At 62.7% G+C, this 26,226-nt stretch carries 29 protein-coding genes; 13 read left to right on the forward strand and 16 right to left on the reverse strand.

The window, feature by feature from the left end; translation table 11 throughout:
- Window positions 1-2: 2 nt before the first annotated feature.
- On the reverse strand, window positions 3-1,307 hold the full coding sequence (gene hmgA, locus ACOZJV_RS15995) for a homogentisate 1,2-dioxygenase (protein WP_201129500.1): 1,305 nt from the start codon (window positions 1,305-1,307) through the stop codon (window positions 3-5).
- A gap of 165 nt (window positions 1,308-1,472) precedes the next feature.
- Between hmgA and ACOZJV_RS16000 the strand changes: the two genes are divergently transcribed.
- A complete protein-coding gene (locus ACOZJV_RS16000) occupies window positions 1,473-2,264 on the forward strand; it encodes an IclR family transcriptional regulator (protein WP_201129498.1) in 792 nt (263 codons plus the stop codon).
- A 42-nt stretch (window positions 2,265-2,306) separates the two neighbouring features.
- On the opposite strand, the gene ACOZJV_RS16005 is transcribed toward ACOZJV_RS16000, so the two are convergent.
- From ACOZJV_RS16005 to ACOZJV_RS16045, 9 genes are all read right to left on the reverse strand, one after another.
- Window positions 2,307-4,856, reverse strand: a complete 2,550-nt coding sequence (locus ACOZJV_RS16005; RefSeq protein WP_421548029.1) for a LuxR C-terminal-related transcriptional regulator — start codon at window positions 4,854-4,856, stop codon at window positions 2,307-2,309.
- A gap of 150 nt (window positions 4,857-5,006) precedes the next feature.
- On the reverse strand, window positions 5,007-6,374 hold the full coding sequence (locus ACOZJV_RS16010) for a DUF1329 domain-containing protein (RefSeq protein ID WP_201129494.1): 1,368 nt from the start codon (window positions 6,372-6,374) through the stop codon (window positions 5,007-5,009).
- A 23-nt stretch (window positions 6,375-6,397) separates the two neighbouring features.
- The gene (locus ACOZJV_RS16015) at window positions 6,398-8,197 is read right to left on the reverse strand and encodes a DUF1302 domain-containing protein (RefSeq protein ID WP_201129492.1); all 1,800 of its coding nucleotides are present in this window, start codon (window positions 8,195-8,197) and stop codon (window positions 6,398-6,400) included.
- A gap of 498 nt (window positions 8,198-8,695) precedes the next feature.
- The gene (locus ACOZJV_RS16020; protein WP_421548030.1) at window positions 8,696-9,049 is read right to left on the reverse strand and encodes a hypothetical protein; all 354 of its coding nucleotides are present in this window, start codon (window positions 9,047-9,049) and stop codon (window positions 8,696-8,698) included.
- Between the two features lie 117 nt (window positions 9,050-9,166).
- Window positions 9,167-10,078, reverse strand: coding sequence for an SDR family oxidoreductase (locus ACOZJV_RS16025; protein ID WP_020297187.1), 912 nt, complete (start codon window positions 10,076-10,078; stop codon window positions 9,167-9,169).
- Between the two features lie 153 nt (window positions 10,079-10,231).
- On the reverse strand, window positions 10,232-11,134 hold the full coding sequence (locus ACOZJV_RS16030) for an alpha/beta fold hydrolase (protein WP_078469869.1): 903 nt from the start codon (window positions 11,132-11,134) through the stop codon (window positions 10,232-10,234).
- A complete protein-coding gene (locus ACOZJV_RS16035; RefSeq protein ID WP_078469868.1) occupies window positions 11,134-11,916 on the reverse strand; it encodes a class II aldolase/adducin family protein in 783 nt (260 codons plus the stop codon). The genes ACOZJV_RS16030 and ACOZJV_RS16035 overlap by 1 nt, the downstream gene beginning before the upstream one ends.
- 148 nt (window positions 11,917-12,064) lie before the next feature.
- Window positions 12,065-12,751 (reverse strand): LrgB family protein, encoded by a 687-nt coding sequence (locus ACOZJV_RS16040; protein WP_078469867.1) that lies wholly within the window; start codon window positions 12,749-12,751, stop codon window positions 12,065-12,067.
- Complete coding sequence (locus ACOZJV_RS16045) at window positions 12,741-13,127, reverse strand: CidA/LrgA family protein (protein ID WP_078469866.1); 387 nt, start codon at window positions 13,125-13,127, stop codon at window positions 12,741-12,743. Before ACOZJV_RS16045 ends, ACOZJV_RS16040 begins: the two co-directional genes overlap by 11 nt.
- Window positions 13,128-13,224: 97 nt before the next feature.
- On the opposite strand from ACOZJV_RS16045, the gene ACOZJV_RS16050 reads away from it, so the two are divergent.
- Complete coding sequence (locus tag ACOZJV_RS16050; protein WP_201129490.1) at window positions 13,225-14,121, forward strand: LysR family transcriptional regulator; 897 nt, start codon at window positions 13,225-13,227, stop codon at window positions 14,119-14,121.
- Here the strand turns inward: ACOZJV_RS16050 and ACOZJV_RS16055 are convergent.
- Window positions 14,102-14,557 carry a flavodoxin gene (locus ACOZJV_RS16055; protein WP_078469864.1) on the reverse strand — a complete coding sequence of 152 codons (456 nt, stop codon included), beginning with the start codon at window positions 14,555-14,557 and terminating at the stop codon, window positions 14,102-14,104. The genes ACOZJV_RS16050 and ACOZJV_RS16055 overlap by 20 nt on opposite strands.
- A 142-nt stretch (window positions 14,558-14,699) precedes the next feature.
- On the opposite strand from ACOZJV_RS16055, the gene ACOZJV_RS16060 reads away from it, so the two are divergent.
- Both ACOZJV_RS16060 and ACOZJV_RS16065 read left to right on the forward strand, forming a co-directional pair.
- Window positions 14,700-15,173: a PAS domain-containing protein gene (locus ACOZJV_RS16060; protein WP_078469863.1), complete on the forward strand. Its 474-nt coding sequence runs from the start codon at window positions 14,700-14,702 to the stop codon at window positions 15,171-15,173.
- A gap of 57 nt (window positions 15,174-15,230) precedes the next feature.
- Window positions 15,231-15,836: a hypothetical protein gene (locus ACOZJV_RS16065; protein ID WP_078469862.1), complete on the forward strand. Its 606-nt coding sequence runs from the start codon at window positions 15,231-15,233 to the stop codon at window positions 15,834-15,836.
- 16 nt (window positions 15,837-15,852) lie between these two features.
- Here ACOZJV_RS16065 and ACOZJV_RS16070 read toward each other — a convergent pair whose 3' ends face one another.
- On the reverse strand, window positions 15,853-16,812 hold the full coding sequence (locus ACOZJV_RS16070) for a MerR family transcriptional regulator (protein ID WP_201132105.1): 960 nt from the start codon (window positions 16,810-16,812) through the stop codon (window positions 15,853-15,855).
- Window positions 16,813-17,030: 218 nt separating this feature from the next.
- Between ACOZJV_RS16070 and ACOZJV_RS16075 the strand changes: the two genes are divergently transcribed.
- From ACOZJV_RS16075 to ACOZJV_RS16100, 6 genes are all read left to right on the forward strand, one after another.
- The gene (locus tag ACOZJV_RS16075) at window positions 17,031-17,600 is read left to right on the forward strand and encodes an antibiotic biosynthesis monooxygenase (RefSeq protein ID WP_078469861.1); all 570 of its coding nucleotides are present in this window, start codon (window positions 17,031-17,033) and stop codon (window positions 17,598-17,600) included.
- Between the two features lie 82 nt (window positions 17,601-17,682).
- Window positions 17,683-18,393 (forward strand): dihydromonapterin reductase, encoded by a 711-nt coding sequence (gene folM / locus ACOZJV_RS16080; protein WP_201129487.1) that lies wholly within the window; start codon window positions 17,683-17,685, stop codon window positions 18,391-18,393.
- Window positions 18,394-18,414: 21 nt separating this feature from the next.
- On the forward strand, window positions 18,415-18,975 hold the full coding sequence (folE, locus tag ACOZJV_RS16085) for a GTP cyclohydrolase I FolE (RefSeq protein ID WP_078469859.1): 561 nt from the start codon (window positions 18,415-18,417) through the stop codon (window positions 18,973-18,975).
- Window positions 18,976-18,977: 2 nt separating this feature from the next.
- The gene (folX, locus tag ACOZJV_RS16090; protein WP_020297174.1) at window positions 18,978-19,349 is read left to right on the forward strand and encodes a dihydroneopterin triphosphate 2'-epimerase; all 372 of its coding nucleotides are present in this window, start codon (window positions 18,978-18,980) and stop codon (window positions 19,347-19,349) included.
- A gap of 87 nt (window positions 19,350-19,436) precedes the next feature.
- Window positions 19,437-19,733, forward strand: coding sequence for a DUF1244 domain-containing protein (locus tag ACOZJV_RS16095; protein ID WP_020297173.1), 297 nt, complete (start codon window positions 19,437-19,439; stop codon window positions 19,731-19,733).
- Window positions 19,726-20,067, forward strand: coding sequence for a HopJ type III effector protein (locus tag ACOZJV_RS16100; protein ID WP_201129485.1), 342 nt, complete (start codon window positions 19,726-19,728; stop codon window positions 20,065-20,067). Before ACOZJV_RS16095 ends, ACOZJV_RS16100 begins: the two co-directional genes overlap by 8 nt.
- A gap of 70 nt (window positions 20,068-20,137) precedes the next feature.
- Here ACOZJV_RS16100 and trxB read toward each other — a convergent pair whose 3' ends face one another.
- Window positions 20,138-21,100: a thioredoxin-disulfide reductase gene (trxB, locus tag ACOZJV_RS16105; protein ID WP_078469857.1), complete on the reverse strand. Its 963-nt coding sequence runs from the start codon at window positions 21,098-21,100 to the stop codon at window positions 20,138-20,140.
- A gap of 312 nt (window positions 21,101-21,412) precedes the next feature.
- Between trxB and cysZ the strand changes: the two genes are divergently transcribed.
- Entirely contained in the window at window positions 21,413-22,168 is a 756-nt protein-coding gene (gene cysZ, locus ACOZJV_RS16110) for a sulfate transporter CysZ (RefSeq protein WP_078469856.1), read from the forward strand.
- A gap of 40 nt (window positions 22,169-22,208) precedes the next feature.
- On the forward strand, window positions 22,209-23,408 hold the full coding sequence (locus tag ACOZJV_RS16115; RefSeq protein ID WP_421548031.1) for a glycosyltransferase family 4 protein: 1,200 nt from the start codon (window positions 22,209-22,211) through the stop codon (window positions 23,406-23,408).
- Window positions 23,409-23,453: 45 nt separating this feature from the next.
- Here ACOZJV_RS16115 and ACOZJV_RS16120 read toward each other — a convergent pair whose 3' ends face one another.
- The 3 genes from ACOZJV_RS16120 to ACOZJV_RS16130 all read right to left on the reverse strand — a co-directional run bounded on the left by ACOZJV_RS16120 (window position 23,454) and on the right by ACOZJV_RS16130 (window position 25,879).
- Entirely contained in the window at window positions 23,454-24,557 is a 1,104-nt protein-coding gene (locus tag ACOZJV_RS16120) for an NADH:flavin oxidoreductase (protein ID WP_421548032.1), read from the reverse strand.
- 218 nt (window positions 24,558-24,775) lie between these two features.
- Entirely contained in the window at window positions 24,776-25,258 is a 483-nt protein-coding gene (locus ACOZJV_RS16125; protein WP_078469853.1) for a glutathione peroxidase, read from the reverse strand.
- Between the two features lie 135 nt (window positions 25,259-25,393).
- The gene (locus ACOZJV_RS16130; protein WP_020297166.1) at window positions 25,394-25,879 is read right to left on the reverse strand and encodes an FKBP-type peptidyl-prolyl cis-trans isomerase; all 486 of its coding nucleotides are present in this window, start codon (window positions 25,877-25,879) and stop codon (window positions 25,394-25,396) included.
- 53 nt (window positions 25,880-25,932) lie between these two features.
- Between ACOZJV_RS16130 and ACOZJV_RS16135 the strand changes: the two genes are divergently transcribed.
- Window positions 25,933-26,187 carry a DUF3565 domain-containing protein gene (locus ACOZJV_RS16135; protein ID WP_421548033.1) on the forward strand — a complete coding sequence of 85 codons (255 nt, stop codon included), beginning with the start codon at window positions 25,933-25,935 and terminating at the stop codon, window positions 26,185-26,187.
- The last annotated feature ends 39 nt before the right edge of the window (window positions 26,188-26,226 follow it).

Genomic DNA, 26,226 nt, shown 5'->3' on the forward strand with positions numbered 1-26,226 from the left:
GGTTATCTCCGATTGGGGTTGAAGGTGGCGGGCAGCGAGGCCCAGCAAGCGTCGTAATTGTTCTGCAACTGCGGGCACTCCAGGGCGAACTGGCTCGGGCGCAGCACTTGGCTGGTCTCGAACATGAAGGCCATGGTGTTGTCGATCTTGGCCGGTTGCAGTTCGACATTGATCGCCTTGGTGCAGGTTTCGCCGTCCGGGCCGTGGGCGCTCATGCAGCTGTGCAGGGACGCGCCGCCGGGCAGGAAACCTTCGGCCTTGGCATCGTAGGCGCCCTGGATCAGGCCCATGAATTCGTTCATCAGGTTGCGGTGGAACCACGGCGGCCGGAAGGTGTTTTCGGCCACCATCCAGCGCGGCGGGAAGATCACGAAATCGAGGTTGGCCAGGCCGTGCACGCTGGTGGGCGAGGTCAGCACGGTGAAGATCGATGGGTCCGGGTGGTCGAAACTCACGGTGCCGATGGTGTTGAAACGGCGCAGGTCATATTTGTACGGCACGTTGTTGCCGTGCCAGGCCACCACGTTCAGCGGCGAGTGGTCGAGTTCGCAGCCCCAGAGTTCGCCGAGGAACTTCTGCACCAGAGGGGTGGGCTGCTTGAGGTCTTCGTAATGGGCGACCGGGGTCAGGAAATCCCGCGGGTTGGCCAGGCCATTGCTGCCGATGGGGCCCAGGTCCGGCAGGCGCAGCGGCGCGCCGTGGTTCTCGGCGACATAGCCGCGCGCCTCGGGGTCCAGCAGTTCGACACGAAACTTCAGGCCGCGGGGCAACACGGCGATTTCCAGCGGCTCAAGCTCCAACACGCCGAGTTCCGTGGCGATGCGCAGGCGACCCTGCTCGGGCACCAGCAGCAGCTCGCCATCGGCATTGAAGAACACCCGCTCCATGGAGCGGTTGGCGCGGTAGTGATAGACGCTGATGCCGGCGGGTTTCTGTGCCGGTGCGTTGGCCGCCATGCTCACCAGACCGTCGATGAAATCGGTCGGCTCGGCAGGCATATCCAGCGGGTTCCAGCGCAGCCGATTGGGCGTCACCTCACCCAGCGGACCGCCCGCCAGCTGACGCGCCAACTTGGCAAAGGCCGGGTGATTGGCCGAGGGCTGGATGCGGTACATCCAGGTCCGTCGCGCTTCGCTGCGGACCATGGTGAAGGCGGTGCCGGAAAAGAGTTCGGTGTACAAGCCGTAAGGGGCTTTTTGCGGGGAGTTCTGGCCGACGGGCAATGCGCCTGGCAATGCTTCGCTGGCGAATTCGTTGCCGAAGCCCGACTGATAGGCCAGGCCGGACGGCGTGGAATCGAGGTTCATGGAGCCTCCTGTGAATGGAGTGGGCGGCGATGCCCTGCTCCATTGCTGGAAGTCTCGGCACGCGGCGTTATTTTTATCGTAATCCAATTACGCATAACGTAATTTGATTGGTATTGACCGTCAAGCTATAAAGACGCCCATTCGTCTCGGGATCACACCGCCTCCATGGAAAAGCCGCGCAGCACCAGCGACAGCAACGGTAAACAGAAAGTCCGCTCGGCCGAGGTCGGCACCGACATTCTCAAGGCCCTGGCGCAGTTGGCACCGTCCACTTCGCTGTCGCGCCTGGCCGAACACGTGCAGATGCCGGCAAGCAAGGTCCACCGCTACCTGCAAGCCTTGATCGCCAGCGGTTTTGCCGAACAGAACAGCACCACCAACCACTACGGACTGGGCCGCGAAGCCCTGCGCGTGGGGCTGGCGGCGTTGAGCAGCATGGATGTACTGAAGGTCGCCGCCCTGCCCCTGGCGGAACTGCGCGACGAACTGAATGAAACCTGCTTCCTCGCGGTCTGGGGCAATCAGGGCGCGACCGTGGTTCATATCGAACCGGCGGTGCGTGCGGTGACGGTGGTGACGCAGCTGGGCTCGGTGCTGCCCTTGCTCAGTTCATCCACCGGCCTGGTGTTTGGCGCCTATTTGCCCAACCGGGAAAGCGTCGACCTGCGCCAGCAGGAACTTCAGGCCGGCAGTCCCCATGCCCTGGCGGACGAGCAGGTGTACGCCGAGGTCTGCGAGCAGATCCGCCATCGCGGCCTGCACCATGTGCATGGGCTGTTGATGCCGGGGGTCGACGCCCTGTCGGCGCCGGTGTTCGACGCCATGGGCAAGATCGCCGCCGTGCTGACGGTGGTCGGGCCGACCTCGCTGTTCCACGCCGACGAAGACGGCCCCGCCGCCCGCCGCCTGCTGGCCGCAAGCCAGGCCGTCAGTTGGCGCATGGGTTATCAACCCTGAACGTCGCCGCTGACTATCGGCAGCGGCTACCGGTGAGGTCATTCAATTCATCAGGCCCAGTGCTTTGGCCTTGGCCACGGCCTGGGTGCGTCGTTCTACCCCGAGTTTGCTGTGGATCCGGCGCGCATGGGTTTTCACGGTGTGCAGGGAGATGAATAGCTGTTCGGCAATCTGCTGGTTGGAGCTGCCGAGGGCGATCAGTTGCAGCACTTCAAGCTCACGCAGGCTCAGAGGATTGTCGCTGGCCAGGGGCTGGTCGGCGTCAGGCAGCGGCACTTCGCGGACCAGCAACATATCCGGCTGACGCAGGCGCAATTCGTGCAGCGCCTGGGGCAGTTGGCAACGGGCGGCCAGGGCCATGCCGGCCTGCAGCGCCTGCCCGGACAACTCAACGTCCCCCAGCAGGTAGGCGGTTTCGGCGAGGGCCAGTTGCAGTTCGGCCTGTAAACCCAGCATGCCCTGCTGTCGGGCCTGCTCCAGCAACCGCTGCAGCTTGGCCAGCGGCGCCTCGGCTTGCCCCAGGTGAACCTGGGCCAGCACCAGCAGGTATTCGATCCGCGGGATCAGTTCGATCGTGGCGGGTGGCGCCTGTACCGCGCCTGCGCCCTGATAGTGGCGCAGCACCCGGCTCAAGGCTTCATGAGCAAGCTCTGGACGCCCTTGCTGCAACCAGAAATGGCTGCTGATCTGCAGCAGCACCCCGCGGTACACCGTGTCCGGGATCTGCCGCTGCTGCATCAGCCGCTCGGCGTCGCGCAGCAGGACAAAGGCCTGGGCGTAGTCACCGCGATTCCCCGCCAGCAGCGCTTGCCCGAGAAACCCGTACAACGCCCGCTTGTCCTGGCTGCGCAGGCACTGCTCAAGCCCCGCCTGAAAGTACTCCGCCGCCTGCGGCTCATTGCCCTGGCGCAAGGCCAGGCGCCCGCGACGCAAGGCAATCCGCCCCAAAAGCGGCGTCGCCCGCCGGGTTTGCCGACGCAGCAACTCATCCAGCCGCGCCAGCAGGCTCTCGGCCCTGTGGGGGGCGCCGCGCTGTTCCAGCAGTTGCGCGTGATCCAACTCCAGCAGGCCTTCGAACAGCAGCGAATTCTGCGCCCGCGCCAGGCACAGCGCTTCACGGTTGATTGCCTGGGCCACATCCAGTTCGCCCCTGAGCAGGGCCTGCTGGGTCAGGCCCGACAGGCACAACAGGCGCGCCGGCCAGGCACTGGGCGACAGCTCATCCAGGGCCTGGAGAAAGTGTTCGCGCGCAGGCTCCATGCAACCTTGCAGATGCAACAGGCAGCCGCGCTGCGTTTGCCAGCGGGCGATCAATTGCCGTTGCAGGCTGGCACTGGGTTGCGGGGTGAAACGGGCCATCTGCGCGACACAGGCTTCGGCCTGATCGAAGCGCCCGGCAAACAGCAAAGCGGCCGTCAGCAGCCCGACCAATTGCGGGCTGCCCAGCATCAACTCTTCACCCTGCTGCTCGTACAGGCGCAGCAGCAACACCACGTTCTGCTGTTCGAACAGGTGCTCGAAGCTGAAGTGCTGCAACAGGCTGACGGCGACCTCGTACTCCTGGGCCAGCAGCGCCTGCTCGAACGCCGTCTGCCAGTCCTCCTGCGCGATAAACCACTGGCAGGCGCGCCGGTGCCAGGTACGGCCGGCCGGACAATCCTCATCCTGCATCAGCCGCGCCAGGGGCGGGAACACTTGCAACCAGTCGGCCGAGGCGTCCCAGGGCTCGATAAAGCAACCCAACTCCTGCAGATCACGCAAATACTGCGCGCCCTCGCCGGCGCCGAACAAATGCTCACACAGCGCCGCGTTGAAGCGCGGCAGATGAGCCAGCACCTGCCAGGCTTCGGCCAGCTCGGCCGACAACAGGCTGAACAGCTCGTGCTCCAGGTATTCACGCAGGGTGTTGGGCCGCCCCTGCTTGCAGGGCTGCGCTGCCAACTCGCTGCCTTCGAGCAGGGCAATGCGCACCCCGGCGCACCAACCGGCGCTGCGTTGCAGGATCCGGCTGGCGGTTTGCGCGCACATCGGTTGCGGCAGTTGTTGCAGCAACTGCTCGATATCCGCCTGGCTGAAGGCCAGTTGCGCGCCATCGCACTCGTACAGCTCATCGTCGAGCAGCAGCCGTGGCCAGTTGCACTGGGGCCGGCGCCGGGCCCCCAACCACCAGGTCAGGGCCGGGCTGCTGACCGCCAGCAACCGATCGAGCAACCCGTCGAGGCCGGCGCAGCCAACACGGCAATAGTCATCGATAAACAGCCAGGTCGGGGTTTGCAGACGCGCCAGATACGCCAGCAACGACAGTTCGTCGCGGGCCTGCAGGCCCAGGGCCTCGGCCAACAGGCCGGCAAAATCGGCGGCGCCCTGCTCGGCTCCCGCCATCGGTAACCAGCACACGTGCACCTGGGGCGGCGCCTGCAACAGGCACTCGGCAAGCAGTGCGGTCTTGCCACTGCCGGCCGGGGCACAGAGCAATCTGACCCGCGCCTGAGAGGCCAGCAACGGGCTGCTCAGACGACTGCGACACAGGTGATGGGAGGACAAGCGGGGCATGAGACCAGGACGGTCCAGACGGTGAGTCATGGCGGTCATCGCAACGTGCCTTTTTTATAGTTTTAGCCAGCGTGGCATCACCCTAGCCCTCAACTCCCCACTTGTTGAGAAGTATTCAGCAGGCTGATCAGGGCCCATAAAAAAGGCGACCCAACGGTCGCCTTCTGCCCATCCGGTAACGCCTGGGCGTCAACGCACCCCCGACGCCCGCAGCGCTGCCGGGGTGTAGTCGGCGGCCTTGGCGGCGAAGCCGAATTCGAAGCTGTGCTTCTCTTCGTTCTTCATGCCCAGGGCGATGTAGCGCCCGGCGATGATGTCGTACAGGGTCTCGACCGTGTAGGCCGGCACCTGGTGATCGTAATAGAACTGCGCATGCCCCTCGGCCACCCGCCACAGTTGGCCGCGACCGTCGTAATGGTCGACCAGCGCCACCTGCCAGCTGTCCTCGTCGAGGTACATATGGCGCTTGGCGTAGATATGCCGTTCGTTGGGCTTGACCGTGCCGACCACCTCCCATACCCGGTGCAGCTCATAGCGGGTCAGGTCCTGGTTGATATGCCCGGCCTTGATGATGTCGTCGTACTTGAGGCTTGGCGAATCCAGCTTGTAGCTGTTGTAGGGGATGTACATCTCCTTCTTGCCCACCAGCTTCCAGTCGTAGCGATCCGGCGCGCCGGAGAACATGTCGAAGTTGTCCGAGGTGCGCAGCCCGTCGGAGGCCGTACCCGGCCCGTCATAGGCCACTTGCGGGGCACGCCGCACCCGACGCTGGCCAGCGTTGTAGATCCAGGCTGAGCGCGGTTCCTTGACCTGGTCCAGGGTCTCGTGCACCAGCAGCACGTTACCGGCCAGGCGCGCCGGGGCCGTCACCGACTGCTTGAAGAAGGTCAGCACGTTGGCGCCTTTTTCCGGGTCCAGGTCGGGAATCTGCTGCGGCACTGCCACTTCTTCCTCGAAGCGGATCGGCGTGTAGCTGCCGTTGGTCTGCGGGGTGGCCTGGGTGATGATGCGTTTGAGGTTGCCGCCGTGGTAACGGGTGATGTGGTTCCACAGCACCTCGACGCCGTTCTTCGGAATCGGAAAGGCGTAGTAACGGTTGCCGGTGAAATTGGCCAGGCCGTTGCCCTCATTGATCGTGGTCACATTCAGCGCGCTGCGCTTGGCTGACTCGTAGATATCCGGCGGCAGGCCCACGGTGCGATGGCTCGGGTAGACCGGGATCTTGTAGGTTTCCGGGTAGCGCTTGAACATCGCCACCTGACCGTCCGACAGCTTGTCCTTGTACTTGTCGACCGTGGCCGCAGTGATCACGAACAGCGGTTTTTCATTGGCGAACGGGTCGGCGAGAAAGCCCTTGCTGTCCACCGCCCCGGCGTTTTTCGGGATACCGCCGGTCCAGGCCGGAATCGAGCCGTCGGCATTACCGGCCTTCTCCGCTCCCAGCGGGGTCAGGCTGGTGCCGAGTTTGTCGGCTTCCTGCGGCGTGACGGCCGCCATCACGTTGGCTGCCAGCAGGCTCAAGGCCAGGGCCCCGCATTGCAAAATCATCTTGCGCATAAAGTTGTCCTTCTCATGCTTGATCAGAAGTTCACGCCGAAGCTCAACGCGAGGAAGTCGCGGTCGGTGAGGGTGTTGTAGTCACCGCCGAAAAAATCGGTGTAGCTGAGGCTGGCGGTATAGGTATTGCGATAATCGGCATCGACCCCGAGGCTGACGGCCTTGGCGCCTTCGTTGAACAGGCCGTTGGGGCCGTAGCCCTTGACGTCGTGGGACCACGACAGGTTGGGCTTGAGGTTGATCCCGGCGATCACGTTGCTGTAATCGAGAATCGCCCGCGCGCGATAACCCCAGGACGTGGCAGTGACGAAACCGTCGGTGTCGCCGTTGAACCCGTACTGGCCGTAGACCGAATCGCGCCCGTAGCGCAGCTTGGTTTTCGACTCCAGGCCGCCGACCCGCACAATGGCGGCCTCACCCACCAGGGTCAGGCGATCGGCGCCTATCACGTTGTCGAAAAACTGGGTCATGCTGCTTTGCAGCTGGGTGATTTCCTTACGCCGGTAACCGGTGTTGTCGGCACCGAAGGTGGTCTGGATCGGCGATGCCGCACCACCGGCAATCGGGTTGAGCAGGGCCAGGGTCACGTCATTGGTATTGATTTGCACCGGTGCGTTGGGCCGGTAGCTGATTTCCCCGCTCCAGGCGGTGCCGGTGGGCAAGGTGGTGGAGAAGCTCGCGCCGTACAGGCGAATGTCTTCCGGGTACTCCAGGTAATACTGGCCGCGCCCGAGCATCACGCTTTGCACCAGGCCCGCGCCCGCGCCGGGGACCGTGGGCGCGGCAGCGGCGCCGGCGGCACCAATGGCGGCCAGGGTCGTCGGGCTGACATTGGCCGTGGTGGTGCTGACCACCGGGCCCCGCGAGTGATAGTTCATGAAGTACAGGCCGTACTCGGTGTCATCGCCGAGCCAGCGCAGGGCCGCGCCCCATTGCCCGGAGTCACGGGCATCACGGTCGCCGCCACGGGGCAGGATCACCCCCTCACGGGTGACCTGGAAGCCCTGGCCAAACGCAGCCGCCACCGGTTGCAAACCTGCCACCCCCGGGCTGCCGACGGTGTAGCCGGTGGTGCAGCCGTCCGCCACCACATCGTTGCCGAAGAAGGTGCCGCAGTTGTCGACCACGGTCTGGTCCCACTCCAGCTGGTAAAACCCTTCGACCGTCAGCTGGTTGGTCAGGCCCTGGGACGCAAACAGCATATTGACCGGGACCAGCCCTTCCTTGATCTCGGCCCCCGGCCGGCGGAATGCCGAAACGTCCACCGGGTTGATGCTGTTGATCGAGTTGCCGATAAAGGTGCTCTCGCCCCAGCTGACCACCTGTTTGCCGGCGCGCACGGTGCCCGGCAGGTCGGCAATGGAATAGTTGTGGTAGACAAAGGCATCGAGGATCTGCGCCCCGGACGACTTGGCGCCCTCCTTGCGGTTGTGGTCGCTGATGGGCTTGAACTCGCGGTCTTCGTCCTTGAGTTCGAAGTCGTACCAGTACTTGCCGCGCACGAACACGCCGCTGTCGCCGTACTTGAGCTCCAGGTCATGCAGGCCCTTGAAGATTTTCGAGAAGGTCTCGCCCTTCTTGAAGTTCAGGCGTCCGTCATCACCGGTGGACGACTGGGCGGTGCCGCCATTGACGGTCCCCACGTAATCCTTGTCGGCATTGCGCATGCCCCAGCTGGCGCCGACGGACAGCGATGAATCGAAGTGCCCTTCGATCTCGCCGATATTGAACGCGACCGCTTGCGCCTGGCCGCAGCAGCCCATGGCCACCGCGACGGCCAGGGCCTGCGGCGTGAAGATGGCGCGCATTGTTGTTTTTGTCATGCGTCTTCCCCGGTGAGTGACAGAAGGCCTCACCCTACTGCCGCCACAGGAGAGCGATAAGCGCACCAAGGAGGTATTCGTGTTGTCGCTCGAAAGGATGACAGCACCCACCGCACGGGGCTTTGCGCGACGTATCCACGGGCTGGATGGCGGCCCATCAGGAACATGGATTGCGCCATCACGGGGCGCGGTCGGCCCGTCTGCACCACTGTTGCTCAGGCTGTAACAGTCCTTGTCCTGATTCGCTATTTTTCCCCGCCGAGACACCCCTTACTATGGCCTCGCTCTCAAGGCAAAGCGCCTTCTGAAGCCCCTTCAACGTGTGAGTTCGGCACGTTTGAATCGACAGTTTTCAACGAGTTTGAAGCTCAGTTTCAGACCGTTACCCCGGGTTCACTGACGTTGATTTGTAGCTCCTTGATCTAACGTCTGACTTCGGCCGCTGCTCTTGCAGCGGCCTTTTTTATGCGCGCAATAAAAGGGCGAACACGGGTCGGGTCAAACGGCGTCGTCGCCGTCGTAATGAAACTTGTGCAGCAGACGATGCGCCACCGGGGTCAGCATCAGGCCGATGGCGGCGGCGAAGACGATGTTGGCGTAGAGCCCGTAGCTGGCGAGAAACAGCTTGCCGCCGGGGGTCAGCGGCATGTTGGCGGGGCCAATTCCGCCGAGCATCATGGCGGCGTTGATCAGGGCGTCATGGATCGACATGCCCTCTTCGAAATACAAATGGCCGCCGATGCCCAGGCCAATCGAGAACCCGATCAAGGCCATCACCATCAGGGCGTGAAGCAGCAACCGACGCAAAAACAACAGGCGGGATAACACAGGCTGATCTTTTGACTCGTACATAAACACCACTCCTTGTGCATTCAATGCTCGACGAGCATAGAGACGAATGCCTCAGGAGTACAACCGCCGGCCGGGCACCGCCCCATGGGCGAGGCCGGGCGCGGGCGGCGCGGTGCATCAGATCGCGTACTTTTGCAGATTCTGCATCATCTCCTTCAGCGCCTCGATGTTGTCCTGGGGGTGGGCTGCGCCTTCGAAATCGCAGATCTGCTGCCAGTGGGCCGCCACATCTTCAGGCGAAAAACCGACCCGCGGATCGAAGCCGGCCCCCAGGCTGCGCTCCCAGCGCACCTTGCCGATCCAGCCGCCGCCGACCTCGAACAACCCCGAGGTCTCCTGGCAGTTTTCGCTGGCCAGGTACACCACCAGCGGGCTGACCAGCTCCGGCTTGAGCTGCTCGAAGACTTGCGGCGGAATCAGGCCCTCGGTCATGCGTGTACCGCCAGTGGGCGCGATGGCATTGACCAGGATGTTGTTCTTGCGGCCTTCAATGGCCAGGGTCCGGGTCAGGCCGTAGAGCCCCAGCTTGGCCATGCCGTAGTTGGACTGGCCGAAGTTGCCATAGATGCCCGAGGTGGACGCGGTGAAAATCACCCGCCCGTAAGCCTGCTCGCGCAAATGGGGCCAGGCGGCGCGGGTCACCTTGTAGGCGCCCTCGACGTGCACGCGGTATACCAGATCCCAGTCGGCGTCCTCCATTTTGTGGAAGGTCTTGTCGCGCAGGATGCCGGCGTTGTTCACCACCACATCGACCCGGCCGAACACATCCAGAGCGTTCTGCACGATCTTGTCGCCATCGGTCACCGAGTCATGGTTGGCTTCGGCAATCCCGCCGGCTTCGCGAATCTGCGCCACGACGCGGTCCGCCGCCGAAGCATTGGCCCCCTCGCCCTGGGCCGAACCGCCGAGGTCGTTGACCAGCACTTTCGCCCCGTGCCTGGCGAACAGCAGCGCATGGGCCTGGCCCAGGCCGCCGCCGGCCCCGGTGACGATCACGACTTTATCTTCGAAGCGCACAGACTCACTCATACCGAACTCCAGCAGGACCCATGGACAATGGGTACGAGTGTCAGGCAGCCAGGCGGTGCCCACAACAAACCCGGCCAGGGCTGAATGGTGGGCAATAAGGCTGGGGGATGATTGGCCGAAATACCCCAGGCGCCAGGCCCGGGGCACCAGGGTTCAGGAACAGGCAAACTGGCGCGGCGGCAGCACCAGGTTCTCGCGAAAGGCCAGGTAGTGCTTGAGCACCTGCACCGGGGCCTCGGTCTGCGGGTAATGGCCGATCTCGGGCAGCAGCACGGTGTCCGGGTCTGGAATCAGTCGACGATAGAGCTCCAGCATGTGCGCCCCGGAGACCGGATCGAAGCCGCCGTCAATCAACCGCAGGGGCACTTCACCGCGCTGCATCGCCCTGACCCAGCGGTCGCGCTGCACCCGCCGCTCGGGGATGTAGCCGATCAGCTTGTGCAGGATCCGGGGCCCCTGATTGCTTTGCACCAGGCTCCAGAAATCATCCAGGGCGCTTTCGCTGGGCCACGTGTGCGGCCCGAAAATCTGGGTCAAGCTCTTGACCAGCGCATCGCGACTGAACGCCCGGCCGATCATCCAACCCACGGGGCTGAGCAGCAGCTTCTGCATCAACACCGGGCGATGGGTTTCGGGAAACAGGCCGCCGTTGAGGAACACGCAACTGGCGATATTGGCCCGGGTTTCGTAGTGCCGGGCCAGCAGCTCCTGGGCCACGCTGTCGCCGTAGTCGTGGGCCAGCAGGTGCACGGGCGCCGTGATCTTCAGGTGTTGCAACAGCGCCAGCTGCAGGTCGGCCTGTTCCAGCAGGCTGTATTCATGGTCCAGCGGCTTGTCCGAGTCGCCAAAACCCAACATGTCGCAGGCGATCACCCGGTAGCGTTGAGCCAGGGGTTGCCACAGGTAATGCCAATCCCAGCTGGCCGTAGGAAACCCGTGGATCAAAAGCAGCGGCTCTCCCTGGCCTGCCGTCCAGTAACGAATGGTCTGACCGCGAAACACGAAGCTATGCCCGCGTTTGCGCCAGACGCACAGAGGGATCTCGGCCAGTGGCATTAGAGTTTGTAACCCGGGTCTTGTTTATCGAGTTTGCGCAGCAGCGCCGGCCAGGCCAGCAGGCCGCCCATGCCCTGAGCGCTTTTGGTGACCCCGGCGAGCATCGCCTTGGCCCCCGCGAGAATCTGCGGCTCGATGGCAATCAGCTCCGCGCCGCCGTTTTGCGCCAGCACCTGGATATCGCAGGCGCGCTGGAAGGTGAACATCATCAGGAAGGTGTCGGCGATGGTGCCGCCACAGGTCAGCAGGCCGTGGTTATGCAGCATCAGAAAGTTGTTTTCGCCCAGGTCCGCCTGCAACCGCGCCTTCTCCTCAGGGTTCAGCGCCACCCCTTCATAGGCGTGATAGGCCAGGCTCGACAACACGAACAGCGACTGCTGGCTGATGGGCAGTACGCCCTGCTTCTGCGCCGAGACCGCGACGCCCGCCGCGGTGTGGGTGTGCAGCACACACACCACGTCGTGACGCACTTCGTGCACCGCGCTGTGGATGGTGTAGCCGGCCGGGTTGATCTCGTAGGGGCTGTCCATCAGCTTGTTGCCGGCCTGATCGACCTTCACCAGGCTGGAGGCGGTGATCTCGTGAAACATCAAGCCGAAGGGGTTGATCAGGAAATCTTCGGTGCCGGGCACCTTGGCTGAAATGTGGGTGAAGATCAGGTCATCCCAACCATGCATCGCCACCAACCGATAGCAGGCAGCCAGGTCGACGCGGGTCTGCCATTCGGCGGCGCTGACCTGGTCTTTCACACTCTGGGACGTTTGAACGGTGGCTAGACTCACGGCAAGCTCCTCGATGGGATGTTCTTATTATTGTGTGAACGTGGAAGCAGTCTAGTCAGGCACCCGGCTTCAGGTAGTTGCATTGGCAGCCAGCTTACTGGCCGAGCGAGTCAGTGTTCGTTTTGGTACCAATCGGTACAAATCGGCGTCAAAGCAACGACGCCAATAAGGGTGCGGCGAACAGGTTGAGCAAGCCGGTCAGGACCATCACCAGCCCCGCCACAGAGCCTTCCTCGCCCCCTACCTCATGGGCCCGGCTGACACCGGCGCCATGGGCACCGACGCCAAACAATGCGCCACGGGCCAGGGCGCTGCGCAGGGGTAACCAGCGCAGCAGCACACCCCCGAGCATCGCCCCGAACACCCCGGTGAACATCACGAACACCGCCGTCAGTTCCGGCACCCCACCCAGGTCCCTGGCCAAGGGCATGGCAAAGGGCGTGGTGATCGAACGCGGCACCAGCGACAGGGTCACCGAACTGTCCAGGGCCAGGGCATGGGCCAGGCCGTAAGAGCTGGCAATCGAGGCCGCGCTGCCCGCCAGCATGCCCAGCAGCAGCGCCGACCAGTGGCGTATCAACAGCTGCCGCTGCTGCCAGATCGGCACGGCGAACGCCACCGTCACCGGTCCCAGCACCAGCATCAGCCAATGGGTGTTGGCGGAATACTCGGCATAGGCGGTGTGCAACGGCACGGCGATCGCCAGCAACAACACCGGAACCAGGATTAGCGGCGAAAGCAGGTAGCGACCGGTGCGCTTGTACAGCCAGCGACTGAACAGGTAGGCGCCCAGGGTCAGCGCCAGCCAGAACATCGGCATCAGCTCAAGCTTCATGGCGCATCCTCCAACGGCACACCCACTCGACGGTAAAGGCCGTGACCAGCATCACCATCAAGGTGCTAACCGCGATCACCAGCAGGATCCGCCAGCCGTCATCGCGCAGTAGGCCACCATAGTCGAGCAGGCTCATCAGTGCCGGAATGAAAAACAGCAGCATCTCGGCCATCAGCAGGCCAGCGCCCAGTTGCAGCGCCGCCGGCTTGACCCAGCCCAGGGCAAAGCACAGCAACAACAAGGCCAGGCCGATGACGCCACCGGGTATCGGCCACGCCAGCCACAGGGCTAACTGGCAGCCCAGCAGATAAATACCCAGCAATACCGCCAATTCGCCGAGCAGGCGCCCCAGGTGTTTCAACAGTGCAGCGTTCATGGAATTCGGTCCTCGCAGGCCTGTATTTTAGGCAAGCACCTGCCATCACCGAAGCGAATTGTTAGACTGGAAGCCATTCCAATATGGAATCAAGACCATGGACTTCAAACAACTGCGCAGCTTCGTCGAAGTGATTCATCAGGGTGGCTTCACCCAGGCCGCCAAGACCTTGCACATCAGCCAATCAGCGGTCAGCAAGCAGATCGCCCAGCTGGAACAGAGCCTGGGCACGCCGCTGCTGGATCGTCTCGGTTCCCATATCCACCTGACGGCGGCCGGCACCGTGGTGCTGCAACGGGCCGAAGGCATGCTGCGCCTGCGTAACGAGTTGCTCAGCGAACTGGATGACTTGAGCCAGCTGGCACGGGGCGAATTGCGCCTGGGCTTGCCGCTGCTTGGCAGCGATGCGCTGTTCGCCAGCCTGTTTGCCGAATACCGGCGGCGCTACCCGAACATCAACGTGCAGTTGCTCGAAGGCGGCAGCCTGAACATCGAGCAGGCCGTGCTCAATGGAGAACTGGAGATCGGCGGCAGCCTCACGCCCAAGGACCCGCTGTTTGCCTATCAGCCGTTCTGCGACGAACCGCTGGACGCGCTGCTGCCGGCCGATCACCCACTGGCGATGAATGCCCAGGTACGCCTGGAAGAGTTGGCCGATACGCCGTTTCTGCTCTATCAGCGCAGCTTCGTGCTTAACGACCGCCTGCTGCAGGCCTGCCAGCAAGTGGGCTTTACCCCGCGCGAAGGGGGGCGCAGCGGCCAGGCCGACTTTCTCGCTGCACTGGTGGTGGCCGGCCAGGGCGTGGTGCTGCTGCCCAGCGTCGTGGCCCGTGGCCTGGTGCGCCCGGGCCTGGTGCGCCTGACGTTGCAGGCGCCCGACTATCTGCGCTGGGACATCGCCTTTATCTGGCGTCAGGGGGCGTACCTGTCCAAGGCCGCCCAGGCCTGGCTGGCGCTGCTGCGCGAGCGCTCGGTCAACCGCGCAGTACGTTGACCAGCTCGGCCAGCCAGGGCTCGGCGTCGGTTTCCGGGGTCACGCTTTCGCTGGCGTCCAGGCGCAGCATCTCCAGCACTTCGCGCACCCCAAGCTCGGCGAACAGCTCACGCAGTTGTTCGCCGCCGCCGCAATAGGTATCGCCGTAGCAGGCGTCGCCCAGGCCGATCACCGCGCCGGGCAGACCGCGCCAGGCGGCCGGCAATTGATCACGGATTGCCGAATACAAAGGTTGCAGGTTGTCCGGCAACTCGCCCATGCCGGTGGTCGAAGTCACGGCAAGAAATGCCTCGGGCGCGAAGGCCTGGACGTCCGCCAGGGTCGCACGCGGGTTGTGCCAGGCCTCGAAACCTGCGGCGTTGAGCAGCTTGGCGGCGTGCCGGGCGACTTCTTCAGCAGTGCCGTACACCGAGCCGGAAAGGATGGCGACTTTCATCAATCTGATCCTGTAACTGAGTAAAAGCCTGGGATATTACCAGCTGAACGGTACAATCCGATCCTTTAGCACTCATGGCCAGTGGACAGCTTGCCGGCATGTCTTAGAATGCCGGCACTGCCGATAAATGCGGACACCTGTAATGATCAACGCCCACCTGCTGCAACTGGTGATCAACGCCTCCAATGACGGGATTGTGGTCGCCGAACAGGAAGGCGAAGACAACATCGTTATTTACGTCAACCCGGCGTTCGAGAAGCTGACCGGCTACAGCGCCGATGAAGTGCTGTATCAGGACTGCCGCTTTCTGCAGTCCGGCGACCGTGACCAGCCCGGGCTGGAGGCGATCCGCCAAGCCCTGGGCCAGGGCCGGCCATGTCGCCAGGTGCTGCGCAACTACCGCAAGGACGGCAGCCATTTCTGGAATGAGCTGTCGATTACCCCGGTGTTCAATGAACACGATCAACTTACCTATTTCATTGGCGTGCAGAAAGATGTGACGGTGCAGGTCAAGGCGCAACAACGCCTGGCCCAGGTCGAAGGCCAGTTGGCTGAAGTCCAGGCTGAGCTGGCGGCGTTGAAAGCGACGAATGGCACCAACGGGCTGAAGATTTAATGTTCTTATTCATCGAATCCGCAGTGATTTCGTAACCTTTCCCTTCCGAGCAGCATCATGCAGCGTGACGCCCTCCTGACCCAGGATGAACTGGACTTCATTCAGACCATGCAGCACAACCCGCAACTCAACACGCGGGATGCGACGTCCAGCCTGCTGGTCAATGGCGGAGCACAGATCCGCGACCTGCTCACGCACCTGGCAGCCAATGAACAGGTGACGATCCAGGCCCATTTCGACAACCAGCAAATGACCTTCCCCCTGCAATTGGTGGAGGATGAATTTCATGCGCTGCATTTGCGTCTGGGCGTGCCCAGCATCTTTGAAGACGGGCCCATGGTCCGGCCGTGGCGCCTGAACCTGGAGCAGCCGGTGGCGCTGCAGAATGTGCGCGGCCAGCCCGGCGCGCTCTGGGTGCGTGAGGTTTCGTTCAAGGGTGTGTTGCTGGAAGTGCGCGGTCGCAGCAAGCCGCCTCGGCAGTTTGCCTTGTGGTTCAGCCCCTCAGGCTATGAACGCATCGCACTGCGCGGCACCTTCGAACGCCAGACCGCCAAGGGCTGCTATGCCTATCGCCTGAATCAGTCCGACAAGGATCAGACCGAGCGCCTGCGCCAATACATCCTGCAACAGCACCGCCTGACCCACCCCGACCTGCATATTTGAACCCGTCGCGGGCGCCTCAGGTGTCCAGCTTGCCGCCGAGAAACTGCCGCAAGCGCTGCGGCATCAAGCGTCCGTCATTGCCCAGACAGCCCACCGCCGACGCCTGCAGGCTTTCCTGGGCCAGCTCTGCGGTATCACCCGCCAGCAGCACCGGGCAGTTGAGGGTCATGGCCAAGCGGACCAGGCGGCGTGGCAACTCGGTGGTCGGCGCCCGGCTGGAGAACAGCACCAGCGCCGCCGGTTGGATTTTTTCACAGACCAGGGTCAACTCGTCGAAGGGCACGCCCAGGCCCAACACGCTGACGCCAATCTCGTCGTTGCCCAGTATCAGCGCCGCCACCAGCAACTCCAGCTCGTGACAGTGCTCGCCGAGGGCCGTCAACAGCACCCGACGCGTCTGGCTGCCGCGTTGCAGCAGCAGGCGCTGGGTCATGCGCGAACGCAGAAACCCATCCAGAAACAGCCACTCGCTGGTGTGGCCGAAGGGCTCCTGATGCTGTAACAGCTGCTTCCAGAACGGCATCAGGATGTCCTGGAACACCACCGGCAGCGCATAACTGGAAAAGATCTGCCCATAAAGCCGCTCCAACTGGGCCTCGTCAAAAGCGCTCACCGCTACTTTCAGCTGGCTGCACCACTGCTTGTACTCGCCGGCCAGGCTGGTGTCCGCCAACACGCTGGGCAGGGACTGGGCAGCCTGGGTCTTGGCCAGGATCTTGCCGACCTTGCTCACCGCGACGCCGCGTTCGATCCAACTGAGGATTTCACGCACTGTCTCGACATCGGCCGTGGAATACAGGCGGTGCCCACTTTCGGTGCGTGTCGGCTGGATCAGGCCATAGCGCCGCTCCCATGCCCGCAAGGTGACCGGGTTGATACCGGTACGCCGCGAGACTTCACGAATCGGAAACAGGTCCTCCTGCGCGACTGCGCTGGCGGGCTGGTGAGCACGGGCAAGTTCAGTAGTAACGGGCATCTGGGCAGAAACACCGATCAACAAAGTGGCGGCCATTCTACTCCCCCTGAGTGCTTGCGCCTCAATAAACAGAAAATCGACCGCTGACGCTGGCGTATTTGACGCAATCAGGAATAATCCTTGCTTGTTTTTGTGAAGAGCCAGGCGCGCCCACCACCCCGGGCCGTATCTGGTGTTTGCCTTACCCAGGCAACGCATTGGTTTTACGGAGATACATAATGTCTACCTCACCCGTCACCCTCATGGTTGCGCGTCGCGTCGCCAATGGTCGCTATCAGGACCTGATCGCCTGGCTGCGCGAAGGCGAACAACTGGCCACCGACTTCCCCGGCTACCTGGGCTCCGGCGTGCTCGCCCCGCCGCCCGACGATGATGAATTCCAGATCATCTTCCGTTTCGCCGACGAACAGACCCTGCATGCCTGGGAGCATTCCGCTTCGCGTACAGCCTGGCTGGGACGTGGCGGCGACCTGTTCGCGCACCCGTCGGAACATCGGGTCAGCGGCATCGATGGCTGGTTCGGCGCCATCGGCCAGCGTCCGCCACGCTGGAAACAGGCAGTGGCCATCTGGCTGGCGTTCTTTCCGGTATCCCTGCTGTTCAATTTCGTCCTCGGCCCGCTGCTTGCCGACCTGGGGCTGTTGAGCCGGGTATTCGTCAGCACCCTGGCCCTGACGCCACTGATGGTTTATCTGTTTATTCCGCTGTCGACCCACCTGCTGTCCGGCTGGCTCAACAGCAGCGCGCCGCGTCCGCTGCCTGCCGCAGCCTCGACCCAGAACCCTTGAGCCCCGGCGGCCGCCGAGCGGTCGCCTGCATTGCCCGGCCGTCGCTGGTATAGTTTTGCTCCACCCGCGACGCGAGCCGTTCATGAATGCTTCCCCTGCCCCGATCCTGATCACTGGCGCCAGCCAGCGAGTCGGCTTGCATTGCGCACGGCGGCTGCTGGAAGACGGCCACCCGGTGATCGTCACCTACCGCACCGAACGCCCGGGGGTCGACGTCCTGCGCAACCAGGGCGCGACCGTGCTATTTGCCGACCTGTCCGACGAAGCCGGCATCCTCGCCTTCATCAACCAGCTGAAAACCCACACCGACCGCCTGCGCGCCATCGTGCACAACGCTTCCGAGTGGCTGGCAGAAAGCGCCGGCGACGAGGCCGAGGCCTTCACCCGGATGTTCGGCGTGCACATGCTGGCGCCCTACCTGATCAACCTGCATTGCGCCGAGCTGCTGCAGCGCTCGACGGTTGCAGACATCGTGCACATCAGCGATGACGTGACGCGCAAGGGCAGCAGCAAGCACATCGCTTACTGCGCCAGCAAAGCCGGGCTGGAAAGCCTGACCCTGTCGTTCGCGGCCAAGTACGCGCCGCAGATCAAGGTCAACGGCATCGCCCCGGCCCTGTTATTGTTCAACCCCGACGACGACGCGGCGTACCGCGCCAAAGCCCTGGCCAAGTCCGCGCTGGGCATCGAGCCCGGCAGTGAAGTGATCTACCAGAGCCTGCGCTACCTGCTGGACAACCCTTACGTCACCGGCACGACCCTGACCGTCAACGGCGGACGGCATGTCAAATAAGCCTTCCTTCGAGGATGTTGTATGACTTTATCCCTGCCCCAGCACTACCGCGAAATACTCAAGGGCATCGGCGAAAACCCGGACCGCGAGGGCTTGCTGGACACCCCCAAGCGCGCGGCCAAGGCCATGCAGTATCTGTGTCATGGCTATGCCCAGTCGGTGGACGAGATCGTCAACGGCGCCCTGTTCGCCTCCGACAGCGATGAAATGGTGATCGTCGCCGATATCGAGCTGTATTCCCTGTGTGAGCATCACCTGCTGCCCTTCATCGGCAAGGCCCATGTCGCTTACATTCCGACCGGCAAGGTGCTGGGGCTGTCGAAGATCGCGCGGATCGTCGACATGTTTGCCCGACGCCTGCAGATCCAGGAAAATCTCACCCGGGAAATCGCCGACGCCGTGCAACAGGTGACCCAGGCCGCTGGCGTCGCGGTGGTGATCGAAGCCAAGCACATGTGCATGATGATGCGCGGCGTCGAGAAACAGAATTCGACCATGCACACCTCGGTGATGCTCGGCGCGTTTCGCGAATCGAGCACCACGCGCCAGGAATTCCTGCAATTGATTGGACGGAGCAAGTAGCAATGCCACAACTTCAGCCAGGAATGGCACGCATCCGGGTCAAGGACCTGTGCCTGCGGACCTTTATCGGCATCAATGAGGAAGAGATCCTCAACAAGCAGGATGTGTTGATCAACCTGACCATCCTCTATGCCGCTCAGGACGCCGTGCGCGATAACGATATCGACCACGCCCTGAACTACCGCACCATCACCAAGGCGATCATCGCCCACGTGGAGGGCAACCGTTTCGCCCTGCTTGAGCGCCTGACCCAGGAATTGCTGGACCTGGTCATGGCCAACGAATCGGTGCTCTATGCCGAGGTCGAAGTCGACAAGCCCCACGCCCTGCGCTTTGCCGAATCGGTGTCCATAACCTTGGCGGCAAGCCGCTAGCCGCAAGCGGTACGTTCAAAACGGACCGGCTTCAACGTGCAGCTTGCCGCTTGAAGCTTTCCCCCACTTCTTCTGCCAGTGAATCCCATGACTTCCCAAGAACGCCTGGAACTTGAAGCCGCCGCCTTTCGCCGCCTGGTTGCCCACCTGGACAGCCGCAAGGACGTGCAGAACATCGACCTGATGAACCTCGCCGGCTTCTGCCGCAATTGCTTGTCCAAGTGGTACAAGGCCGAGGCTGATGAACGTCAGATCGAGCTCAGCCTCGATGACGCCCGTGAAGTGGTGTATGGCATGCCCTACGCCGAGTACAAAGCCAAATACCAGAAAGAAGCCAGCGCCGAGCAGCAAGCGGCGTTTGCCAAAGGAAAACAGCATGACTGACCTGAACACCCTGCGCACCAGCCTCAACAGCGGCGAACACGCCTTCGCCGACACCCTGGGCTTTATCGCTGCGCATTACGACTATCAACCCCAGGCCTTCGACAATGGAGGCCTGGAAAGCAGCGCCGGGCAGAATGAAGGTTCGTGCAAGACCCTGGGCCTGGCGTTGCTTGAAGGTTTGAGCGATGAAGAGGCCCTGCTGGCCTTCGGTGAGCATTACCGTGCGGTGCTGGCCACCCCTGAAGGCAGCGATCACGGCAATATCCGCGCGCTGATCGCCCACGGCCTGGCCGGGGTCAAATTCGCCAGCGCGCCGCTGACGCGCAAAGCCTGACCCGCAACGGCGACCTTTGAATCGTCCATAAAAAAACCGGCTTGCGCCGGTTTTTTTTATGGCAACGGCCTTAGAACGAAGCGTTCTGCAGGCCGTCCAGGTAACGCTCGGTATCCAGGGCCGCCATGCAGCCGGCGCCGGCCGAGGTGATCGCCTGACGGTACACGTGGTCAGCCACGTCGCCGGCCGCGAAGATGCCTTCAACGCTGGTGGCAGTGGCGTTGCCGTCACGGCCGCCCTGCACCACCAGGTAGCCATCCTTGAGTGTCAGCTGACCTTCGAACAACGAGGTGTTCGGGGTGTGGCCGATGGCGATGAACACGCCGTCGACTTTCAGCTCGTCGAAGCTGCCGTCGTTGTTCTTCAGGCGCGCACCGGTCACGCCCATGTTGTCGCCCAGCACCTCGTCGAGGTTGGCGTTGAGCTTGAGGATGATCTTGCCCTCGGCCACCCGGGCGTTGAGCTTGTCGATCAGGATCTTCTCGGCGCGGAAGGTTTCGCGACGGTGGATCAGGGTCACTGTGCTGGCGATGTTGGCCAGGTACAGGGCCTCTTCAACCGCGGTGTTACCACCGCCGACCACAGCCACCGGCTTGTTGCGGTAGAAGAAACCGTCGCAGGTGGCGCAAGCGGAAACGCCCTTGCCCATGAACGCTTCTTCCGACGGCAGGCCCAGGTAACGGGCGCTGGCGCCAGTGGCGATGATCAGCGCGTCGCAGGTGTAGGTGGCGCTGTCGCCGGTCAGGCTGTAAGGCTTGGAAGCGAAGTCGACGGCATTGATGTGGTCGAAAACGATTTCAGTCTCGAAACGCTCGGCGTGCTCTTTCATCCGTTCCATCAGCGCCGGGCCGGTCAGGCCGTGGACGTCGCCCGGCCAGTTGTCGACTTCGGTGGTGGTGGTCAGTTGGCCGCCGGCCTGCATGCCGGTGATCAGCAGCGGCTTCAGGTTGGCACGGGCAGCGTAGACCGCGGCGCTGTAACCGGCAGGGCCGGAACCCAGAATAATCACACGCGAATGACGTACATCAGACATGACTCACTCCTATCAACCGGGCCGGATAACCGGGCGCGGAACGCCGGATGACCGGCTGGAATAAAAAAGGACCGCGAAAGCACTTGGGGAAGGCTTGGGCTCGCAAGTCCGAAAAATAATGGGTGAAGCGTATAGAGGGGGCGAAGATTAAGGAAATACGGATTAACAATCCAGCTCATAGGCGGTCTCTATCCGGTGCCTGCGTATTTGACGGCGCCTTTGTTACAGCTGATGTCGACCTGATCACCCCGCTTTCGCCCGCCTGGCAAAGCCGGTAAGGTCGGCGCGTTTCCACACTGCTCGGAGCTCCTTATGCCCGCCCCTGTTCTGTCCGGCCCGCAATACCTGCGCGAAGGCCTGAAGCTGGTCCTAAGCCCCGGCCTGCGTTTGTTCGTCCTGCTGCCCCTAATGATCAATCTGGTGCTGCTCGTCGGATTGATCTACCTGGCCGGCCATTACTTCAGCATCTGGGTCGATGGCCTGATGCCGTCGCTGCCGGACTGGTTGAGTTTTCTCAGTTATGTCATCTGGCCATTGTTTGTGGTGCTGGTGGCGCTGATGGTGTTTTTCAGCTTCACCATGCTCGCCAACATCATTGCCGCACCGTTCAACGGCTTTCTGGCCGAGAAGGTCGAAGTGGTGGTGCGCGGCACCGATGACTTCCCGCCCTTCAGTTGGGGGGAACTGATCGCCATGGTGCCGCGCACCTTGTCCCGGGAAATGCGCAAACTGGGTTATTTCCTGCCGCGGGCCCTGGGCCTGTTCATCCTTTCGTTCATCCCCGTGGTCAACCTGATCGCCGCCCCGCTGTGGCTGATCTTCGGCATCTGGATGATGGCCATCCAGTACATCGACTACCCGGCGGACAACCACAAGCTGGGCTGGAACGAAATGCTCGCCTGGCTGCGGCAGAAGCGCTGGCAGAGCATGAGCTTCGGCGGCATCGTCTACCTGGCGCTGCTGATCCCGTTCGTCAATATCCTGATGATGCCGGCGGCAGTGGCCGGAGCCACGTTGTTCTGGGTCCGCGAGCGCGGCGCCGAGAACCTGCTGACCCAGAAAGGCTGAGCGGGTCACAAATCCATCATCGCAACGTCACAATGAAGACATGGCCTCAGCCGACACTGAGGTCATGACGACAGCTCTGCATATCACCCTCATCACCGAAACCTTCCCTCCGGAAATCAATGGCGTGGCCAATACCCTGGGCCGCCTGTGTGATGGTTTGCGCGCGCGCGGGCATCAGGTCGATCTGATCCGCCCACGCCAGGGCTGCGACCAGAGCCGCCTCAGCGACGATGGCCTGCTGCTCTGCCGCGGCTGGCCGCTGCCGGGTTACCCGGGGCTGCAATGGGGCCAGTCGTCGATGCACAAGCTGTTGCGGCGCTGGAAACGCCAGCGCCCGGACGTGCTGTACATCGCCACCGAAGGTCCCTTGGGTTTATCGGCCCTGCGCGCCGCACGGCGCCTGGGGATCAGCGTGGTCAGCGGCTTTCACACCAACTTTCAGCAATACTCCAGCCAATACGGCCTGAGCTTGCTGACACGGCTGTTGACCCATTACCTGCGCTGGTTTCACAACCGCTCCAAGTTGACCCTGGTGCCCAGCGCCAGCCAGCGCCTGGAACTGGAGCGTCGCCATTTCGAGCGCCTGGAGTTGCTGTCCCGAGGCGTCGACAGCCAACTGTTCCACCCGAGCAAGCGCCTCAACGGCCTGCGTGAAAGCTGGGGTCTTAGCAATGACGAGCTCGCGGTGATTCATGTCGGGCGCCTGGCCCCGGAGAAAAACCTCGGCCTGCTCAGGCGCTGCTTCGACAGTTTGAAGACGACTTATCCACAACGGCGGATGAAATTGATCGTGGTCGGCGATGGCCCACAACGGGCGGCCCTGGAAAAGGAGTTGCCCGAAGCCATTTTCTGCGGCGCCCAGCGCGGTGAAGCCCTGGCCAGCCACTATGCGTCCGGCGACCTGTTTCTATTCCCCAGCCTCACTGAAACCTTCGGCAACGTGGTGCTGGAGGCCCTGGCCTCGGGGCTGGGCGTGGTGGCCTACGACCAGGCGGCAGCGGCGGCCCATATCCGTCACGGCTATAACGGGGTGCTGGCGATGCCGGGCGATGAAGGGGCGTTTTGCGATGCGGCCAATTGGCTGCTGGAGGAGGCAGAGAGCCTGCGCCGGGTGCGGCTCAACGCCCGACAACACGCCAGCCGCCAGGGATGGCCGGCAATTATCGAGCAGTTTGAAAGCCAACTGCGTGGGGCCTGCCTTGAGGAACCGGGGGTGGTGAAGGGTTCGACCCTGACGTGAAGCCTCACCGGCCGGCCTTGCGCAGGCCGGTGATCAGCGCGGCGCCTAGACCAGGGTGGTCAAGGCCTCGCGGCTGAACGGCAGGATGTCCTGCTCACGTCCTTCGCGGACTTTTTGCGCCCAATCCGGGTCGACCAGCAAAGCGCGGCCCACGGCGACCAAGTCGAATTCGTCGTTGTTCAGGCGCTCCAGCAGCTTCTCCAGGCTGGCCGGCTGCGCAATCTTGTCGGTGTTGACCATGAATTGCAGGAACTCGCCATCCAGGCCCACGCTGCCCACGGTGATGGTCGGCTTGCCCGTGAGCTTGCGGGTCCAGCCGGCCAGGTTCAGTGGCGAGCCGTCGAACTCCGGCTCCCAGAAGCGCCGCGTCGAGCAGTGAAAGATATCCACACCCGCGTCCACCAACGGTTGCAGGAACTCACCCAGGGCCTCCGGGGTTTGTACCAGGCGAGCGCTGTAGTCCTGCTGCTTCCATTGCGAAAAACGCACAATGATCGGGAAGCCCGGCCCCACTGCGGCCCGCACGGCTTGAATCAACTCAATGGCAAACCGCGAGCGCTTGGCCAGGCTGCCACCGTATTCGTCGGTACGCTGGTTGCTGCCCTCCCAGAAAAACTGGTCCACCAGGTAACCGTGGGCGCCGTGGATCTCTACGCCGTCCATGCCGATGCTCTGGGCATCCTTGGCGGCCTGGGCGAAGGCTGCGATCACCTCCTGGATATCCTGGTGAGTCATGCCGTGGACCACGACCTGGCCGTCCTTGAGTTTTTCCGTCGGGCCATAACCCGGCACGCTGGCATCCGGCTCGGTGCCGATGCGCCGTACGCTGCCCACATGCCACAGCTGCGGGACGATTTTTCCGCCTTCGGCGTGCACCGCGTCCACGACTTTCTTCCAGCCGGCCAGCGCCGCTTCGCCGTAGAAGTGCGGCACGTTGGGGTAACCGTTGGAAGCCTTGTGGTCGACCGTGGTGCCTTCGGTGATGATCAGGCCCACACCGGCCGCCGCACGACGCCGGTAGTACTCGATGACTTTCGAGTTCGGCACGCCGCCCGGGGAGAACGAACGGGTCATGGGCGCCATCACCACGCGGGTCGGCAGCTCCAGGGAGCCGAGCTGAAACGGTTTGAACAGGGCTTGAGCAGACATGCGGCACTCCATGGATAAGCGGATTCAATTCGGCGGGCAGCCGTTGGCCAGAGCCAGGCAGCGGCGAGCTTATGATGGGGATAATATTCTTCGATCAAAGCGCCGCACAGCACTATTGATCAGGGTGATTAAGGTGCAAAAGTGCGAGAGGGGATCGACACACGACGTGTCGTTGCAAGGCAGGAAACCAGCCGGGCAGCGAGGCCCGGCAGTGTCTATCAACTCAAGGCTTTTTCAATCGCCTGAATCACGGTGGGGTCATCCGGTGCGGTGCGCGGCGAGAAACGCGCCAGGACGCGGCCGTCCTTGCCCAGCAGGAACTTCTCGAAATTCCAGGTGATATCTCCCGGAAACTCAGCCCCCTCACCCGCCAGCAGACGGTACAGCTGATGACGTTCCGGACCGTTCACCTCCAGCTTGCTGCTCAGTGGAAAGGTCACGCCATAGTTGAGGCTGCAGAACTCCTGGATTTCCTGCTCGGTGCCTGGTTCCTGGCCGGCAAACTGATTGCACGGCAGGCCCAGCACGCTGAAACCCTGGTCTTTGTATTGCTGGTAGAGGTTTTCCAACGCCGCATACTGTGGTGTCAGACCACACTTGGAGGCGACGTTGACCACCAGCACGACGTGCCCCTTGAAGGGCGCGAGCGGTAGCTCCTGACCATCCAGGGCTTTCAATTTAAGGTCGTGAAAAGCACTCATGACGAACTCCAGATTCCCGTGTTCTTGCAGAAAAACAGCACCCGACAGTCACACTCACTCGCCGGCAACAACCGTCGCGGACTAAAAAGGCGCCCTCGGGCGCCTCTCCAGTCAACTTGAGCTTAGCGCAGAAAATCAGTGGTGATGACCACCTTCGCCATGGACGTGACCATGGGCGATTTCTTCCTGGCTGGCGTCACGGATGTCGACGATTTTCACCTGGAAGTTCAAACGCTGGCCGGCCAACGGGTGGTTGCCGTCAACGGTCACATCGTCGCCGTCCAGATCACGGATGGTCACGATCTGCATCTGGCCGTCCGGAGCGGAAGCGTGGAACTGCATGCCCACTTCCAGCTCGTCTACGCCTTCGAACATGCTGCGGCTCAGGGTGCTGACCAGTTCGGCAGCGTATTCGCCGTAGGCATCTTCAGGTTCTACGGCAACGGTCAGTTCATCACCGACTTTCTTGCCTTCCAGGGCTTTTTCCAGGCCTGGAATGATGTTGCCTGCACCTTGCAGGTAGACCAGCGGCGCGCCGCCGGCTGAGCTGTCGATGACCTCACCAGCGTCGTTGGTCAGGGTATAGTCGATGGAGACAGCCTTGTTGGCGGCGATCAGCATGGGGGCGAGACCTTTTGCATAAGAATGAAGAACGGACAAGTCTAAACAAGGATTTGCCCGAAAGCGAACAGAACCCGGACGGACGGGCTCGAACGAAGCCGCCGACGGTCACTGGTTTTCATCAGGACGAAGAGCAGCACTGGGTCGCCGAGCTTTCCTGCGGCCACACCCAGCATCTGCGCCACCAGCCACCCTGGCAATCACGGGCCTGGGTCACCGACGCCGCGCAACGGCAGAAAAAAATAGGCCAACCCTTTGCCTGCGGCTGGTGTGCTCAGGGCCTGGATAACGATAACCTTAGCGTCTGACTATCAGGTAGGCGGCCAGACATAGACCGCCACCTTTGC

The sequence above is a fragment of the Pseudomonas sp. QD4 genome (genome assembly GCF_049199125.1).
In the GTDB taxonomy this organism is placed as follows: Bacteria; Pseudomonadota; Gammaproteobacteria; order Pseudomonadales; family Pseudomonadaceae; genus Aquipseudomonas.